General features: G+C 45.7%; 11 protein-coding genes. 7 read left to right on the top strand and 4 right to left on the bottom strand.

All coding sequences use genetic code 11. The features are described from left to right. Window position 1: 1 nt before the first annotated feature. Complete coding sequence (locus ACLWOR_RS16395) at window positions 2-2,338, bottom strand: phosphoenolpyruvate carboxylase (RefSeq protein WP_413941878.1); 2,337 nt, start codon at window positions 2,336-2,338, stop codon at window positions 2-4. Window positions 2,339-2,544: 206 nt separating this feature from the next. Here ACLWOR_RS16395 and ACLWOR_RS16390 point away from each other — a divergent pair, with 206 nt between their 5' ends. The 4 genes from ACLWOR_RS16390 (at window position 2,545) to ACLWOR_RS16375 (ending at window position 11,046) form a co-directional block, all read left to right on the top strand. After that, entirely contained in the window at window positions 2,545-2,928 is a 384-nt protein-coding gene (locus ACLWOR_RS16390) for a hypothetical protein (RefSeq protein WP_413941877.1), read from the top strand. A gap of 164 nt (window positions 2,929-3,092) precedes the next feature. Continuing rightward, the gene (locus ACLWOR_RS16385; protein ID WP_413941876.1) at window positions 3,093-8,561 is read left to right on the top strand and encodes an alpha-2-macroglobulin family protein; all 5,469 of its coding nucleotides are present in this window, start codon (window positions 3,093-3,095) and stop codon (window positions 8,559-8,561) included. After that, complete coding sequence (pbpC, locus tag ACLWOR_RS16380) at window positions 8,558-10,618, top strand: penicillin-binding protein 1C (protein WP_413941875.1); 2,061 nt, start codon at window positions 8,558-8,560, stop codon at window positions 10,616-10,618. The genes ACLWOR_RS16385 and pbpC overlap by 4 nt, the downstream gene beginning before the upstream one ends. Window positions 10,619-10,671: 53 nt before the next feature. Then, on the top strand, window positions 10,672-11,046 hold the full coding sequence (locus ACLWOR_RS16375) for a hypothetical protein (protein ID WP_413941874.1): 375 nt from the start codon (window positions 10,672-10,674) through the stop codon (window positions 11,044-11,046). 6 nt (window positions 11,047-11,052) lie between these two features. Here ACLWOR_RS16375 and ACLWOR_RS16370 read toward each other — a convergent pair whose 3' ends face one another. After that, window positions 11,053-11,823, bottom strand: coding sequence for a lysophospholipid acyltransferase family protein (locus tag ACLWOR_RS16370; RefSeq protein ID WP_413941873.1), 771 nt, complete (start codon window positions 11,821-11,823; stop codon window positions 11,053-11,055). Window positions 11,824-11,862: 39 nt separating this feature from the next. Between ACLWOR_RS16370 and glpK the strand changes: the two genes are divergently transcribed. Next, a complete protein-coding gene (gene glpK / locus ACLWOR_RS16365) occupies window positions 11,863-13,344 on the top strand; it encodes a glycerol kinase GlpK (RefSeq protein ID WP_413941872.1) in 1,482 nt (493 codons plus the stop codon). After that, complete coding sequence (locus ACLWOR_RS16360; RefSeq protein ID WP_413941871.1) at window positions 13,344-14,045, top strand: flagellar brake protein; 702 nt, start codon at window positions 13,344-13,346, stop codon at window positions 14,043-14,045. The genes glpK and ACLWOR_RS16360 overlap by 1 nt, the downstream gene beginning before the upstream one ends. A 6-nt stretch (window positions 14,046-14,051) precedes the next feature. On the opposite strand, the gene ACLWOR_RS16355 is transcribed toward ACLWOR_RS16360, so the two are convergent. Beyond that, a complete protein-coding gene (locus tag ACLWOR_RS16355) occupies window positions 14,052-14,438 on the bottom strand; it encodes a Crp/Fnr family transcriptional regulator (protein ID WP_413941870.1) in 387 nt (128 codons plus the stop codon). A gap of 11 nt (window positions 14,439-14,449) precedes the next feature. Beyond that, on the bottom strand, window positions 14,450-15,841 hold the full coding sequence (gene radA / locus ACLWOR_RS16350) for a DNA repair protein RadA (RefSeq protein WP_413941869.1): 1,392 nt from the start codon (window positions 15,839-15,841) through the stop codon (window positions 14,450-14,452). Window positions 15,842-15,904: 63 nt separating this feature from the next. Between radA and ACLWOR_RS16345 the strand changes: the two genes are divergently transcribed. Then, complete coding sequence (locus ACLWOR_RS16345; RefSeq protein WP_413941868.1) at window positions 15,905-18,307, top strand: transglycosylase SLT domain-containing protein; 2,403 nt, start codon at window positions 15,905-15,907, stop codon at window positions 18,305-18,307. The last annotated feature ends 7 nt before the right edge of the window (window positions 18,308-18,314 follow it).

The following is an 18,314-nucleotide window of genomic DNA, read 5'->3' as shown; positions in this document are numbered from 1 at the left end:
TTTAACCCGTTGTCTGCATGCCACTCGAAACGCCGGTCACAGTGACTCGCAATAGTGCTAAGTCCTTTTCTTCCATCGCGATGATTTGTAAGAGGTTTAGCGGGTGGATCATCGGGGACCGGAGGCGAATGCTTTCGGCTAGCCATGGGCGGTACCAGAGTAGTTCTTTTTCGTCAGTGATTTCATGAAAACATTTTTTGGTTTTTTCAAATTCATCTTGGAAGGCTTTGAATATTTCAGATTGCTGTTGGGATGTTAAATTACTTTTGAATAGGTACATTCTAAAAACTTCGATTTCAATTTTGGCTAATGTAAATCCAAGTGCTTTCACGTAAGAAGTAAACACGGCATCTGTCTGAAATGATTTTCTCAAGGATTTCTTGTCACCAGCAGAAAGACTTTCCCACGCATGACCAACACCCCACCAAGTTGGAAAAAGAACCCTGGTTTGGGTCCAGCACATGATCCATGGAATGGCTCGTAAACCCGCAACTGACAATTGTGTAGAGCGTTTGGAAGGACGGGATCCGATTTTCAATATATTCAGAAACGAATAAGGTGTTGCCGACTCCACCATCCACAAAAAAAGTTCTGAAGTGATTTGTTGCCGATAACTGGCAGAAATATTTTGTGCAAACTTATCTAACACCGGGTCTCGAGTGAAGGCATGATTGGTTTTAAGTCCACGGCATGCACTCAAATAAATTTTTTCAAGCTGACTGCGAGCAATGGCAGGCGTGGCGAGACTGCGTTCGACCATTTCTCCTTGAACTGTGCCCTTGTAATAGCGAAGCGCCGATTTCGGCCACCAAGAAGTTTGGTCTTCGATCGTGCCACCACCACGGTCAATGCTTCCGCCGGAGCCGTGAAAAAATAAAGGTGTGATCTTCGCTCGTTGGCAGACTTTTTCTAACTTCGGTAAGGCTTCAGCAATAGCAAGTCGACTGGATAAAACTCCGGCCTCTTTCGACGAGTCTGAATATCCCACCATCATTTCAATACGACCGTCCCAGAATTTTTCGACGGCATGACGGATTTTTGCATCTTCCGTCATTTCTTTGACGATATGAGGCGCGTCCACCAGAGCTTCGGTTTTTTCAAAGAGCGGAATGATTGGCAGGCGGTAATCTCCGAAAGCAGCCCGCTGTTTTTCCCCAGCCTGGCGAATGTGCTCGATGGATTCACACATGCTGATAATAAATCCGCGAGCGTACCAGCGGGGATCGCCGCCCTTAGAGATCGTCGCCAATGTTGCTAACATTCTTTCGATGGCGATTTTCTTTCCTGACGAGGGCGCCATCAGAACATCGGATGACTCTCTCAACTCGAGAGGAACAACCAATCCCGGAAAGATGTGAAAAATTTGACGGAGGCGGCGGAGATCGGGATGTTGTGCTCCCAGTTCACTTTCATATTCTTGACGAAACCGATGAAGGGTTTCGCGCAGCCTCTGAACTTTCTGGCCATCAGCACTGCTGATGTTTTTGAGTTGGCGAATATGTCTGTGAGCTTTTGAGATTTGCTTAATCAAATTGGGAGAAGAAAACAGTTTAAGGCTTTGTTTTACTTTTTCTAACAACTTGAGCGCCATTTTCAAAAGCATTTGTCGCGACAGAGTCAGACTTTCTAATAAAACCTGTTCATCGACACCAGGATGTCCGTCCTTATCTCCTCCAACCCAGCTGCGAATGTAAATTGGTGTATAGCGTTCACTGAACTCTAAAAGACTCATAAGAATTTCATCGCGAAAAAGCAGAGAGTAAATATGTTCCGCCTCATCTTTCACTTTCGGTGCGCGTCTGCGCACGATGTCCGTACGCCAGGCAATTTCAATAAGATGTAAGAGATCGTTTTCTTCTATTGCCAAGAAATCCAGAGATTCTTGTTTTTCCATCCTTGCCAGAATCTGAATAAGCAGACTTTGTATTTGATGAAAGATGGCAATATTCAGGGGAGAGCGAGCCTCAGTGGGGTGGGCCGTGAGGACATACACGATCGCTGCTGGCTGATCTTTCTGGAGAGTGATTTTGTTGGGATTCAGTTCCAGACGATGACTGCGATAGGCGTTTTCACAGGTGTTCATGAGTTCTAACATCAGTGTGAATGAATGGGCTATGGCGTGCCGTTCTAGCGGAGACGATTTTTTGAGTTGAGCATAAACCTTTTGCAGCTCTTTGAATGAGAACTCATCATTGCGATCCCTCAATCCTGTCATCTGTACTCGCAGCTTTTCGATTTTAAGAAAGACGTTTTTACCTAGTTCCCTTTCAATCACTTTTCCAAGAAGAGCGACTGATTGGTTAACCAGATGACGAAGCAGGGGAGTGAGGTTTTGCATTCCCTAAGTTTAAGAGGTGAAGCTAAAAATGCAAAAGCAGATGTCCCCTCGTGCTGATGTACACCGTTTCGGGGAGCGCGGAAGATTGGGTCTACCGTTCTCGATCAGCAGTGACGCGTGAGGCTGGTTTTGGTAAATAGATGACAGGCCTGTTGAACCGTTTACCATTTTAGTACGTCATTAAAATTTAAAAACACGGAGGTTTTATGAAGTCATTGATCGTCGCGTTCGTCTTGTTGGGGAGTTCGGCATTTGCAGCAGGCCCTAACTATGATTTAAAAATGGAATTGTCCCTTGAAGGCAAGCATGTTTTGTCGCCGAAAGTTATCGTTCCCGCTGGTGAAACGGCTTCTGTGGACGATGGTAAAACATTTGTTGAAGTCGTGGCCAATGAAGGTGCCATTCAAGACCATAAAGGTATTTTGATGAAGCTCACGGTCGGGACTATCGGTAAAGACGGAAAACGCAAGATTTTGGCAACGCCACAAGTTTTGGCCAAAGAAAATCAAGCGGCACAAGTCACTGTTGAGTCCGCAAACGGTGGGCCTGCTGATCTGTCACTTTCGATCGTAGCGAAAAGAATCAAATAGATTTCTTCAAACGGGGCATCGCTGTATGTCCCTTTTTGTCTCCCAAAGCTGAAGCGAGGCGTTGCTGTATAAGAGCATTTCGCAAGCTGTCGTTTGTATATAATCATTTAGTTTAGAACCTGTGCGCGGTAGGCTTTCTGTGGAAATTTACAGAGGGATTTTACATGCCTACTTTCTTGAGCTTATTTGTCTCGTCGATTGTTTTTGCACAACCACAACCCGCAGTTAAAACCTTCACGCCGCAGGGTTATCAAAAGTCTGTGGAGCAAGTGAGAATTGAGTTCACAGCACCCATGGTGAAGTTCGGTGATACAAAGCTTGCGGCCCCAGCACAAAGCAGCTGTTTCGACAGCACCAAAGGCGAAGGACGTTGGATCGACACACGCAACTGGGTATTTGATTTCAAAGAAGCTCTACCTGGTGGAGTCGCGTGTGATGTAAAAGTCGCGGGTAAGAGTTTTAAATTCAATACTGGTGGCCCGCATATCAAAGAAACTTTTCCTGTTTCCTATCGTAACCTAGAGCCAGATCAAAATTTTGTATTGATCCTAGATGCCCCTGTTAAAAAAGAATCTTTGGCGGAAGGTCTTTACTTTGTTGTTGAGGGCTTAGGTGATCGTATTCCTGCGCAAGTCATTGAAGGGACAGAGGCCGACAAAATCATCGAAGCCGCGCAGAAAGAATACAAATACGAGAAAGAAAGCTTCAAAGGACAAAAGATTGTTGTGAAAGCTACTCGCACTTTTGCGCCAGAAGCAAAAGTAAGCCTTGTCTGGTCTAAAAAGATTCAGTCCGAACAGGGAGCTTCATCGCCAAATGATCAGACGTTTGAATTTTCAGTCGCAGAAAATTTCAAAGCCAAATTTAGCTGTGAGCGCGAAGTAGCAGAAGGCCCGTGCGTCCCGCTGTTGGGAATGAACATTCAATTATCAAATCAGATTTCACTGAAGGATGCGCAAAGCATTTATCTTGAGGGCCCTCAGAAGGAAAAAATCAAAGCCGACGGCTTAGATGAAAAAAACGAGAAAGATCGTATTTCGTATTTAGCTTTTAAAGGACCATTTAAACCACGCAGTTCCTATACGGTCGTCATTCCTCCAAATGTAAAGGACGAGGACGGTCGGGTTCTTTCAAATCAATCTCAGTTCCCGTTAAAAGTTCAAACGGGTGATGATCCGGCGTTATTAAAATTCGCATCGAGCTTCGGTTTGATCGAAGCAGGCCCTCAAGCGACCTGGCCTTTGACTCTTCGCCGTGTAGAGAAGAGTTTGGTGACGGAGTTTGGTGGATGGACAGGAACTATAACAGCCGCACAATTTAAAGACGTCATCGCTTCTATGGCAGAAGTAGAACGCAACAATGTCAGCGAAGCGCGTCTGACTTACTGGTCAAAACTAAAAGCGGAAAAAATAAAAGTTCAAAAGCCTCAAGCCGCTTCTGAAACGGAAGTCATCGGAATTCCCCTTAAGAAAAAAGGTTACTACCTTGTCGAAATGAAAAGCCCTCTCTTGGGACAAGCGTTAACAGGAGAAAAGAAAAATCTTTATGTTCGCGCGGCGGCCCTGGTTACTGATATGGCTGTTCATGTTAAGTTCTCATCTCGTGAATCTTGGGTGTGGGTGACGGAACTTGCGAATGGAAAAACTGTCGCGGATGCCAAAGTTAAAATCTATGACGTGAAGGGAAACCTCATCGCAGAAAGCAAAACCGATCCAAAAGGTTTGGCGTATATTCCATTTAAGACTTCGATCAGCGATTGGGCTCGCAACGAAGGGGGGCCTTATTACGATGGCTTCTTTGCGGTAGCAGAAAAAGGCGATGATTTTAGTTTCAGCCACTCTTCTTGGGATCGCGGAATTGAATCTTGGCGTTTTCAAATTCCAGCAGGAAACCAAGAGGACGGTCTTATTGGTCATGCGATCTTAGATCGAACACTCTTTAAACCTGAAGAAAAAATGTCGGCGAAGATTGTGATGAGAAAGGCCGAGGGAAAGGGGCTGCAAATCCCAGCGGCCTCTGAATATCCGACAACACTTCTCGTGAGCCATGACTCGGGTCTTCAATCCTTTAAGTTGCCTCTTAAATGGAATACGAAAAAAGGCACCGCGACGGCCAGCATGGATTTGCCGGCGGGAATGAAGCTGGGCCGCTGGACGATGAGCTTCGAAAGAAAAAATTCATACCCGTTGTATGTGGGAGAGTTCTCGGTTGAGTACTTCCGAGTGCCTCTGATTCAAACGACGGTTCATTCGGCAAAGCCCCGCTTTGTCCAAGACAGAAACATCAAGCTACAAGTCCAATCGAATTACTTTGCAGGGGGGCCAGTTGCGGATCTTCCGATAAAAATGCGCTGGAGTGTAGAGCCCAACTACTTTGAAGCGGAAGATGACAATCTCCGGGATTTCACATTCGCGAACGGAAGCGTGAAAGAAGGCCTGTTTCGCCAAGGCGAAAATGAAGAAGCCCGTCACGTTCCTCAAAGTGGAGTGCAAGATTTAAAATTGAACAAACTGGGTAGCGCTGATATCAGTTTGTCCGGAATTAAATATGCGAATAGTCCACAGACTCTTCGTTCAGAAGTAGAGTTCAAAGATCCAAGCGGAGAAACAAAAACAGCGATTCGCTCTTTCAGTCTCTGGCCCTCAAGCATTGTTCTGGGCATGAAGGCGAAATCATGGTCGGCGACCAGAGACTTGGTTGAGTTTGATATCGTAGCACTTGATTTAGATCAACGTCCGCAGGGGAAACAAAATATCACCGTCGATCTCTACACAAGTCATTATTACTCACATCGCAAACGTTTGGTGGGTGGATTCTATGCTTATGAGGATTTCCAAGAATTCAAAAAAGTCGGTGAGCTCTGCAAAGGCACAACGGATTCTCAAGGAGTTTTCCGCTGTAAAGGAGTTTCACCCATCAGTGGTTCGGTGATCGCTGTTGCAAAAACAACAGATCGAGATGGAAGGGAAAGCTTCGTACAAACCAGTCAATGGATTGTGAAACAAGGCGAGAATCAATGGTTTGGTTCTCAAGATAATGACCGCGCAGATTTGATTCCATTTAAAAGAACTTATGAGCCGGGCGAAACTGCTGAGTTTCAACTGCGCACACCATTCCCAACAGCCAAAGTCCTTTTGACGGTTGAGCGTGATGGCGTTCTTTATTCCGAAGTTTTGGATGTGAAGGGAGACAAGCCGACAATTAAATTGCCAATCAAAAAAGAATACGCACCGAACGTGGTTGTTTCTGCATTCGCTATCCGCGGCCGTTTATCTGAGCCTAAGCCGACAGCTCTTGTCGATTTGGGCAAACCGGCATTTAAGCTTGGAATGACATCGATCAAAGTGGGTTGGAAAGAAAACACTCTCAAGGTTGCTGTCAGTACGGATCGCAAAAAATATAAAGCGCGCGAAAAAGTACAAGTCAAAGTTCGCGTGACAAATGATTCTGGTCAACCTGCTTCTCAAGGCGAAATCGCCTTGGTAGCAGTCGACGAAGGGCTTTTGGAACTTCGTCAAAATAAGTCGTGGGATCTGTTGTCGGCTATGATGAAACTTCGCTCCCATAATGTACAAACGGCGACGGCTCAGTCCCTTGTGATCGGGAAAAGACATTTTGGTTTGAAAGCTGTTCCAGCAGGTGGCGACGGTGGGGGCGCGATTCGTCGCGAACTGTTTGATACGCTACTTTATTGGAACCCAGCTGTGACTCTTGATAAAAACGGCGAAGCAACAGTTGCTGTCACACTAAATGATTCTACAACAAGCTTCCGTTTCGTCGCGATTGCGCTTCAAGGAGCCGATCAGTTTGGATCGGGATGGACGTCCATCCAGTCATCTCAAGATTTGATCATTATGCCTGGCCTTGCCGGAGTGACTCGTCAGGGTGACGACTTTATGGCGACGTTCACCGTCAGAAATGCTTCAGAACAAAAGCAAGATCTGCAATTATCATTGGTAACATCACCTCCATCAGCCAGTGCCAACGGAGTTCAAAAGATTTCATTGGAGCCGGGCGCTGCCAAAGAAGTTTTCTGGAAAGTAAAAGCACCGGTAGCCGCAGAACTCAGTTACGTGATGACGGCAAAAAATGCGCAAGGAAAAGTTCTCGACGAAGTAAAAAAGACGCAAAAGATTTTGACACTGCAAAGTCCCAGAATTTTCCAAAGTGAATTTGGACAATGGCCTGATTTAAAAGCTCTGTCATTGCAGCAACCGGCAGGGGCGTTGGCGGGACAAAGCTCTATCATTGTCGAAGTGAACAAATCTCTGGGTGGGTCTGATTCAGGAATTCGTGAGTTCTGGAAAAACTACGTTTATAGCTGTCTTGAGCAACAAATTTCCCGTGCAGTTTCTTTGCAAGACAAAAAGCTCTGGCAAAAACTTGACGATCAACTGTCAACTTATATGGATGGCAACGGTCTGCTTCGTTATTTCCCGCGCGATACATTAGAAGGCAGCGTAAATTTAACGATCTATGTGACAGCTCTTGCTCACGAAGCGGGATTTAAATTTAGCGAGGTTAATGAAAATCGCCTGCTTGATACGTTAAGCTCTTATGCCGAAGGTCGTTTGAAAAATCCAAGCAAGATTTCTCGCATGGATGAAGCACTCCTGAAAATCTCAGCGTTCGAAGTTCTTTCTCGTTACCGTCGACTGAATGTCGATCTTTTGTCATCTGTCGATGCCAAAGCTATGACAGATTGGCCACTTTATTCCCTAGTGGAGTGGTATCAAATCCATTTGTGGGAAAAGAATATCCCTCAACGTGATAAAAAATTGGCAGAGATTGAAAGCACTTTACGAACTCGTTTTTACTTCTCAGCAAAGCGGCTGCAACTCAGAGGTGAAGACGCAGAAAATATGTCATGGCTGATGCGTGACTCAGAAAGTTCAATCTTAAGATTGATTCTGGCGACATCTGATCAAGCTGCTTGGAAACTAGATATGCCACGACTGGTTCAAGGCGTTCTTTCTCGTCAGCAAGAAGGCGCATGGGGACTTACGACAACAAATGCATGGGGCAGCCTCGTGATGAGAAAACTTCAAGCATGGGCGAAGAACAACCCAGTATCTGGTGTGTTCACAGCTGAACTGGAAAAAAATAAAACACGCTATGATTGGAAAAAAGGCAATCTGGGTTCGATGACTTTGCCGTGGACAGGACAACAGGCAAAACTGCAAATGAACCAAGAAGGTTCTGGTAAGCCGTATATCACAGTTTCGGCGAAAGCAGCTGTTCCGGTAACGAAGGCACAATTTGCTGGATTTAACGTTGAAAAAACGATCTTAGCAGTGGAACAAAAGAAAAAAGGCGTTTGGAGTGTAGGTGATATCGCTCGCGTACAACTCAAAGTTCGTGCGAAGGCCCCACAAACATGGGTTGTGGTTGAAGATCCAATTCCAGCGGGCGCAAGCTTGCTCCAAAACTCTTATGCGTCGGCCGTGGAGCGCAAAGAAGAATTGATTCGTTTGTACTTTGACTGGTTCCCATCTGAAGAGCAGACTATTGAATATACGCTTCGCTTTAACCAAGCCGGAACGTTCCATCTGCCAGTGACAAGAGTGGAAGCGATGTACAGTCCGGATTTATTTGCGGAGTTGCCTGAGGGCACATGGAAGGTTCAAGAGTGAGTAGAAAGCTTCTGATTTCTTTATCGATTGCGAGTGCGCTAGCTGTGACAGCAGGGGGAAGTTATCTCCTGCTGGAAACGCCCCGCGCACCTTCGTTTGAAACGGTGAAAAAGAATTATCAGAGCTCGGACCTGTACCTGATGGATCGTAAAGGCGAGATCCTGCATCAACTCAGACAAAATCCCAAAGAACGAAGTTCCCTCTGGTTGCCATCAGAACAAATTCCGCAAGTGATGGTGAAGGCTCTCCTTAAATCCGAAGACAAGAAATTCTATAAGCACGAGGGCGTGGATCTTAAAGCACTCGCGGCCAGTCTTTATCAGCGAACTTTTAAAAAATCAGAACGCGGAGGCAGTACGATCAGCATGCAGCTGGTAAAATTGATCTCTCCTAATAAAGAAATCTGGCAGGGCTATAAGGGAAAACTTCGCCAGGTGAAAGCGGCTTGGCAGTTAGAAAAATCTTGGAGCAAAAAACAAATCATCGAGGCGTATTTAAATCTGGTCCCATTCCGCGGAGAACACCGCGGCCTTACAAGTATTACGCAATCTCTGTATCATAAAAATTCGATTGGACTGACTTTGCCCGAAGCAACTTTACTTGCGGTTCTGATCAGATCTCCAAATGCAGATCAAAAGCAATGGTTGCAAAGAGCCTGCTGGCAAGAACGTGCATGGTGTGATGCCATGAAATCTCGTCTCGCAACGAGCAATCTACGCGATATCATTTTGCAGATCCCGCAAGGCGCCTATCATATTTCTCAACGCCTCAGCCAAACGGGTCTTCGAGGGCAAGTGCAAAGCACACTTTCAAAAGATCTTCAGTCTTATATTCAAGATACAATTTCCTCACAGATGCAAAGCTTGAGTGCCCAGAATGTGCATGATGCTGCGGTTCTCGTGATTGAAAATAAAACCGGAGAAGTGTGGGCTTATGTTGGTGGCTCAAGAGAATTTTCAACCGCTCCGTATGTAGATGGGGTGAGAGCTCTCAGACAAGCCGGCTCAACTCTAAAGCCTTTCCTATATGCGACTGCTTTTGAAAAAAATATTTTGAATGCCGATTCCTGGCTTGAAGATTCAGCAGTTGACGTGGTTTTTGATCGCGGTGTTTACAAACCACAAAACCACGACAAGCAATTCTACGGCTGGGTGCAGGCAAAGACGGCCCTTGGCTCGTCGCTGAATGTTCCTGCCGTCAAAGTATTCCGTTTACTCAATGACGATTCCTTCTGGGGGAAATTGCAGGCTTTGCATTTCCGCCAACTGAAAGATCCAGATCACTACGGACCGGCACTCGCTTTGGGAGTAGCCGATGTGACCCTTGAAGATCTCACGCAAGCCTATCGCGCGCTCGTGAATAATGGTGCTTACACCTCTTTGAAGTTTGTAAAAAGCATCGAACCCGCACTTCGCAATCAAGTCTTCACCGAAAAAAGCGCAAGTGAAGTTGTTACCATCTTATCTGAAAACCAAAACCGTGCGTTGGGTTTTGGAATGGATTCAGCACTCTCTATACCAGGCACCGCGGTTAAAACGGGAACCAGCAAAGATATGCGCGACAACTGGTGTGTCGGTATGAACTCCCGATTTACAGTCGGCGTGTGGGTTGGAAACTTCAACGGTCAACCGATGTGGAACGTCATGGGCGTGACAGGGGCCGCACCCATTTGGAAAAAAACTATGGAGTGGTTAAACGAACGTTATCCTGCTACGGAATCAGTTCCACAACTTCGAACTCTTGCGGCAACGGCACCAGTACAAGCACCGCAAATTAAGGCACCAGTGCAAAGTCAGCCAATGAAGTATCCAAAGGCCCGCATCATCTATCCGCAAGATGGCATGGTGCTCGCCATGGATCCAGCGATTCCATCGCTTCATCAAAAAATGCCTTTGATGGTTGAATCAGCAAAAAATAAAAACCTACGCTGGAAAATCGACGGCAAAATGATTTCCGCCGACAAAACACATCTGTGGCAACCGCGTCCCGGCAAACACAGTTTTGAACTGTATGACGGGCAAGAACTTAATTCCAAAGTTCAAATCCTTGTAAAGTAATCCTCGCTCAAAGTCCTGTTTAGAACTGAGACAAGGTCGCCGATAAGAAAGATATGGCGCAACTGACTCCACAAAAGCTTCAATCGCTTTGTGAAAATTTAAAGAAAGCATACACTCCAAGAAAGGGTGAAATTCTTTTCTTTGATCTCACAAGCCCCGAGGACCCGAGGATTCTGGAAAATGAATCCGAACTCTCGGCTTTGGTCGAGTCTTTGGTGGCGACGGAAAAACCTTACGCCATCATGAATTACACCGGCGCATTCCCGGTACTGACGATTCATGGTGTGACCTTCGTGAAGCAAGAAAATATGGAGACGGGTAAAACTCTTGATGTCGTCAACGACGGCATGTCGACAGAGGATATGCTCGCACTTCGCCGCGAACTTCGCCAGATTCGTGGACTGCTGCCTTACTCAAAAGCTAGCTAGTAACAATTAAATAAACGGATTTCCACGATCGTGAAGAGCTTCTTCAATGGCTTGTTGCAATTTTTCCTGCATGTCTTGCGCAATCTCATGCACTAATTCTGAATCATCAACTTTGTTGGGCTTATAGGGCAAGGTGATTGGGGGTAAAAAACGAATCCGCCACTTTGCTGGTAACGGCAAGATATTCAAAGGCAACGGAATCACCGATCCGCGCAAGAATTTCGTGAATTTTAATTTTTTTAGATTAATATGCGTTTCTTCCGCACCCAAGATCACCACGGGGACAATCGGGCATTGTGCTTCCAATGCCATGCGCACGAATCCGCGTTTGAATTCTTGCAGCTGATATCGCTCCGAAGTTGGCTTGAAATTTCCTTGTTCCCCCTCGGGGAAAAGCACAATAGCATTTCCTTTTTTAAGAGCGTTCAAACCATTTTCGTAAGTCGCCTCAGTAAAACCCATTTTGGTAGCGGGAATCGCTGTTGTTTCAGTGAGAAACCAAAAATGATGGGTCAAAACACGGGGAACACGTTTGGCTTCCTGTTGCACAATATGGCCTAACAAGAAGGCATCGAATCCAGAATAGCCAGAATGATTGGGAGCTAAAATGACGGGGCCACGGCGCGGGATATTTTCGACCCCTGTGACCTCCAAACGGAAGTATTTACGAAGAATCTCGAGCAAAAATCTTGGAAGAACCCGAAAGATCAAAGTATCTCGATCGAGTTCCTTTAATCCGAAAATTTTTTCGTTGGGTTTCTTCAAGAAATTCTTCATGATCTAAGTAGTAGTTTCCATTGTTTTTGGAGGTAGTTGATGTCTAGTTTTATCATGGCGATTGATCAGGGGACAACGAGCTCTCGTACCTGCATAATCAATCAAGCCGGAGGTCTTGTCGCAGAGGCCCGCGAATCCTTCAAGCAAATTTTCCCAAAACCAGGTTGGGTGGAACACGATCCTGAGGACATTTGGTACTCAACGCAAAGATCAATGCGTTTAGCAATGGAGAAAGCTGGAATTAAAGGCGGTCAGATTCGCACCATCGGCATCACCAACCAACGTGAAACTGTGATGCTGTGGAATCAAAAAACCGGCAAAGCCTTGTACAATGCCATCGTTTGGCAATGTCGTCGCACGCAAGATCTCTGCGAGAAATTGAAGAAAGCCAAAAAAGAAAAGATCATCACGGCGAAAACTGGTTTGGTTTTGGATCCTTATTTTTCTGCGACGAAAATTCAGTGGATTCTTAAAAACGTTCCGGGTGCGATGCAAAAAGCAAAAGCAGGTGATGCTCTAGCTGGAACTGTTGATAGTTTCCTTTTGTGGAAACTCACAGCAGGGCAATCACACAAAACGGATGTTTCAAATGCGTCACGCACGATGCTTATGAATATTCACACGGGCTGGTGGGACGAAGAACTGATGAAAATGTTCTCGGTTCCCGAAGAAGTTTTGCCAGAGATCTGCCCAAGCAATGCCGATTTTGGCACCACAATGGGTCTTGGATTTTTGCCAGATGGAATCCCAATCACGGGAATGATTGGTGATCAGCAGTCGGCTTTGTTTGGCCAGACATGTTTTGAAGTCGGCGAATCAAAATGTACTTTCGGAACGGGAAGCTTCTTGCTTTTGAATACGGGCAAAAAAGCCGTGAAATCAAAAAATAAACTTCTCACGACGGTTGCATGGAGATTGAAAAACCAAGAAACAATCTACGCTCTCGAAGGCGGTGCTTTCGTTTGCGGCGCCGCTGTCCAATGGTTGCGTGATGGCTTGGGTCTTTTCGAACAATCATCTGAAGTTGAAGCGTTGGCAAAAACCGTGAATGATACGGAAGGTGTGGAATTCATTCCGGCACTGACAGGTCTTGGTGCTCCTCACTGGAGACCGGACGCGCGCGGTTTGATCTGTGGTCTGACTCGCGGAACAACGAAAGCACATATTGCGCGTGCAACTCTGGAAGCCATGGCTTTACAAAATGTCGATGTTCTTCTGACGATGCAAAAAGATTTAGGTAAGAAATTAAAAGATATCAAAGTCGATGGTGGTGCGGCTGCGAACGATTTGCTGATGCAAATGCAAGCCGACTATTTGGGCGTCGGCGTGGTTCGTCCTTCCAATCTGGAAACCACAGCGCTGGGTGCGGCCTTTATGGCAGGCTTGGGCGTGGGAATCTGGAAAGATCAAAAAGAACTTCGTCGAATTCTAAAAGTAGATAAAGAATTTAAAGTGAAGATGAGCCCGAAAGATCGTAAGGCTCGTCATGTTCGCTGGGAAAAAGCTTTGGAGAGAGTCTAATGTCGGCGCAAGTCATTTTTAAAAAAGTAGGCGTCTCAGAAAAGAAAATGCTCTTTCGTGAAATCGCTGACGACAAGATTCAAGTGGCGCTTAAGGGTGAAGACGATACGATATTTCACCTCATCGCCGTGCAATGTGAAAAAGACGAACAGCTCTTTTGTCATCACACCGCAGACTCCAAGGCACATACGAAACCACAAAAGGTGCTGGCAAATTTTTCGTTTAAAAGCGAGCGCTACTTTTTTCAAACGGAACTGACCTTTTCAACAGGGTGGGCGATTCTAAGTCTGGATGGTGATCTTTTTCAACTCCAACGCCGAGCAAGTGCGCGCGTGGATATCCCATCAGGTTATCCGGCGACATTCAGTTTACATTCAGTTTCTGGCAGAAATTATTTCGTCGAAGCCAAAGTTCGCGACGTGAGTGCCGGCGGAGTGAAAATTGAATTTGCAACAACGGGTATTACTCTGAAAACCGGAGATCAAGTTCGCGGCTCATTAAAACTTGGAATTCGTCGCGCGATCGATTGTGAATTAGAAGTTCGCCACGCAATGGAAAGACAGCACGAAGGCCTAACGATTGTCGGAGCAGGGATGCAGTTCCTCAATGTCGATCAAGGCCTGGAAAATCGCTTGCTCAGTTTAATGATGGATTTACAAAGAGAAATTTTCCTAAAATACCCAAAGAAAAGTGAACGCTAGCAAAAGCTAGCGTTTTACGAATTGATCTGAGTCTTTGAGTAGGTTCGTCATATTTTTTAGACGATCTACGAATGAAAGCATCATCGAATTAGCCCAGCCAGGGAGTTCATCCAAGAGTTGTTGAAAACCTTCCTCAGAAACACGCACCAATGTGACATCCGTGATGGCTTGAGCCGAAGCAGAGCGGGGTTTTTGATCGAGCAAAGCAAATTCACCGAAAGATTCACCATCGACGATTTTGCAAAGATTCACACGTTGGCCTTCTTTATCTTTAGTAAAGATTTGCACAACGCCAGTTTCGACAATGTAAAAATGGCTTTCGATATCTCCTTCGAAGAAAATAAAATCACCTGGTTTATAATTTTCCTTCGCAATAGCATCGAGTGGATTCATTCCCATTCTCCTTAAATAAGACGACTCAGTTCACGAACGTTCTTAATAAAAGTAACTTTCTTATCTGTAGAAAGCTTAACATCAGCCATGTGCCGTTTGTTAGAAAAAGGAATAACAAAATGAGTGAAGCCTAGTTTGTCGGCCTCTTTCAGGCGACTCTCGACGAAGGAAACTCCGCGGACTTCTCCAGTGAGGCCAATTTCCCCAAAAAAGCAGGTTTTTGCGTCCAGGTCTTTACGACCTTCGGTGGAAAGAATGGCGGCAGCGACCGCCAAGTCTGCTGCAGGTTCGACGAGTTTTAATCCGCCTACCACGTTAATAAAGATATCGTTATGGGCAAGACGCACATCCAAGTGTCGATCCAGAACCGCCGTCAAAAGATGCAGGCGATTCACATCAATACCCAAAGCTGTGCGACGAGGCATCGCCATCGGGCTTGAAAGAGTCAGTGCTTGAACTTCACAGAGTAACGGCCTTGTTCCTTCCATTGATGCGAACACTGCAGATCCGATCAGTTGATCACCACGCTCTTCTAAAAATAATTCGGAAGGGTTGGAAACTTCCTCCAGACCTTTAGAGTTCATCTGAAAAACACCGAGTTCGTGAGCCGCACCAAAACGATTTTTCAAAGCACGCAGCAAGCGGAAGTTGTAGTTCGTGTCACCATCAAATGAAAGAACACAGTCTACCATGTGCTCAAGAACTTTAGGGCCCGCGATCGTACCGTCTTTGGTAACGTGACCAATTAAAATCACGGCGATGTTATCTTGTTTGGCAAGGCCCATTAAATGCCCCGCACATTCACGAACCTGCGAAACGGAACCAGGAGCTGCCTGTAAATCAGGCAAATACATTGTTTGAATCGAGTCGACGACTAAAACATCAGGTTTTTTAAAGCGCGCCAGTTCCATGATGCTAGTGAGGTTCGATTCGGCACCGATCTCAATCAGTGGAGAGCGAATTCCCAAGCGGTGAGCGCGAGAGCCTGTTTGCGAAATGCTTTCCTCGCCTGAGATATATAAAACGCGGCGCTTATCTTGGGCTAAACCACCAGCCATTTGCAGCAACAAAGTTGACTTACCAATTCCCGGTGAACCGCCTAATAAAACAAAACTTCCACGCGCTAAACCGCCACCCAAAACACGGTTCAATTCTTCGAACGACGTATCAAAGCGATCCAATTGAATTTCTTCTAGGCGTTGGTCTAGGCTGACGGGCTTCATGCTCGCCACGCCTTTTTCATTTGTTCCCGTCGACCAACCTCGAGTTTTTGGTTCTTCTTGCTGCAATTCTTCGACGTAGGAATTCCACGCGCCGCAGTCAGAGCATTTTCCTTCCCACTTTGGTCTTTGGGCTCCACAATTTTGACAGGTATAGATCGTTTTCGTCTTCGATTTTGCCATAGATATTCGGTATCATTATTAGGACGGGGATTCAAGAACTGAACTCAAGAGGGAGTGGACACAGTGGCAAGAGGACGCGCTTCTGTAAACGCAATTTTATTATCTTTGCTAACAGCTTCAATGGCATTTGCTCAGGCGCCCGCGGCGTCCGAAAAAAATCCGAGTTTGGAATCTTTCAAAAAAGCACTCGATCAATACAAAGCTTCTCAATACGATCAAGCGATCACTTCTTTTGAAGATCTTTTAAAAAACAAATCTTCACTCGAAGAATACGGTCGTTTCTATCTTGCGCAATCCTGCATGAAAACGAAAAAGTTTGATGAAGCCGAAAAAGAACTCGTGCGCGTATTGGATCTTTCTCCCAACGTTAAAATGAGCATCGAGGCTTCCAATCTATTAGGTCAAATTGCTCTGGAAAAGAAAAACTATAAAGCGGCAGCGGTGCAATTCCAGAAATTGGAAAAGCGCACACGCAATACCGAAGATCATCCTGACGTCGTTTACAATCTCGCCGTGGCAGAAAAAGGTTTGGGTCATCATGCCCAAATGTGTAAGTGGCTCACGAAACTTTATGAGCGCTATCCAGCTTATTCCAAAGTAAAAGACTGGGGAGTGGATTTGGCTGCCAATGAATTTGAAGGTAAGCCGACAGATTGCAAAGTCACTCCTGAAGATTTCCGCACGCGCGTTCGTTATCTACTGTGGGCGGGGCTGGATCAAAAAGCTCAAGGCGAAATCAATATGATGAAAGAGAAGTTTGCCAAAGATGACAAATTTCTAGCCGATAAACTTCAGGCGCAATTCTATGCGCAAGAAGGTGAAGTTCAAAAAGCAGTCGAGATTTTAAAACCTTACTATGAAGCGAATAAAAGAAATTTCGATTTCCTGATCTTGTTTGCATCGGCGGCCGCACGTGCGGGTGAAGTGCAGTTGGCCGTGGGTTCTTACTACTCTGCTTATAAATTGGCACCACGTTCAAAAACGGCAAGATCGGCTTTGTATCAATCGGCATTTTTAAGCTACCAGTTCCAAGACTATGATGGCGCCACTCGTCGATTCCAAGAATTCATGAAGGCCTATCCCACGTCCGGTTTGAATCGCGATGCAAAGTGGCACTTGGCTTGGTTGAAATATCTTAAAGGCGATTACCAAGGAGCTTTGAAAGCTTTTAGTGATTTGCAAATGCAAAAACGTAAATCACCTAAAGCTTGGAAGGCGTTCCCGCAAGATCGCGTGACATATTGGATGGCGATGAGTTTGTTCCGCCAAGGTAAAGTTGTTCCAGCGCGCACGATGATGGAAGGTCTCGCTAAAGATCCTCTTCTTGGTTATTACTCCATCGCAGCACAAGCGCGTTTGAAAAAAATGGAGTTTGTCTTAAAAGATTCAAAACTGGCACAAACTACACCGACGCCAGCACCTCTTCCGCGTTTTATCTCTCGTTTTTCTGCCGGCGAATTTATGGTGCCAGCTTTGGATAGTGACTACGGTGGCGATGAAGCGGAATCAGAGGATACTTTAATCCTAACTCAGTATTCTGCTGATGATGAAAATGGTGAAGAAGAAGCAGAAGCCAGCGACAATCCTGATGTGAAATCAGTCGACGTGGCTCAACAAGGTGACGAGGCGACAGAGGCCGGCGGGGAGAAGCAAACGACATTTGCAAGCCCGATCCTGACAAATCGTTTCGAACGCGCTCGTGAGATGATGTCTATTGGTGAAAACGAATGGGCTCGTTGGGATCTTTATGATATCGAAAGAAAAACATCCAACCGCGATCATCTTCGCTCTTTGATGGGTGAATACAATACGGCTGGTCACTACAATCGTTCTTCTTATATTGCGCAAATCACATTCGGTGGCCAACGTGGTTATCAAGGTTTGACGAACGGAAGAGCTCTGTGGGAGTTTGCTTATCCGCAGGCGTACTCTGATTCTGTTAGCAAGTACTCTAAACAGTTCTCAGTGCCGACAGAACTTGTTTGGGGCATCATGCGTGCTGAAACAAATTATCGCCGTGATGCGATTTCACCAGTGGGTGCACTTGGTTTGATGCAAGTCATGCCATTTACAGGTCACAAAGTCGCTGCGATGTTAAATGAAAAAGATTTCAGCGCACCGATGCTTTTACAACCTGACACGGCAGTGAAAGTTGGTTCTCGTTACCTGAAGCGTTTGATGGATAGATTCCAAAATACCATTCCACTTGTGGCAGCAGGTTACAATGCGGGACCTCACCGTGTGAAAAACTGGCTGACGGCTTTTGGTGGTCTTGAGACGGATGAGTTTATCGAACACATTCCGTTCCTTGAAACACGCAACTATGTGAAGCGTGTTGTTTCCAATGCTTACGTTTACGGACAACTTTACGGCAACAAAACAGATCTTTTCCCTTATTTGGCTGATGCCGTGCCTGTGAAAATGACAGCTGAAGTTCAGGGTAAGGAAAACTGGGACGACATTTGAGAGATAG

The organism is Bdellovibrio sp. HCB2-146 (genome assembly GCF_047345725.1).
Taxonomy (GTDB): domain Bacteria; phylum Bdellovibrionota; class Bdellovibrionia; order Bdellovibrionales; family Bdellovibrionaceae; genus Bdellovibrio.
This window is presented reverse-complemented; position numbering and strand designations above follow the sequence as displayed.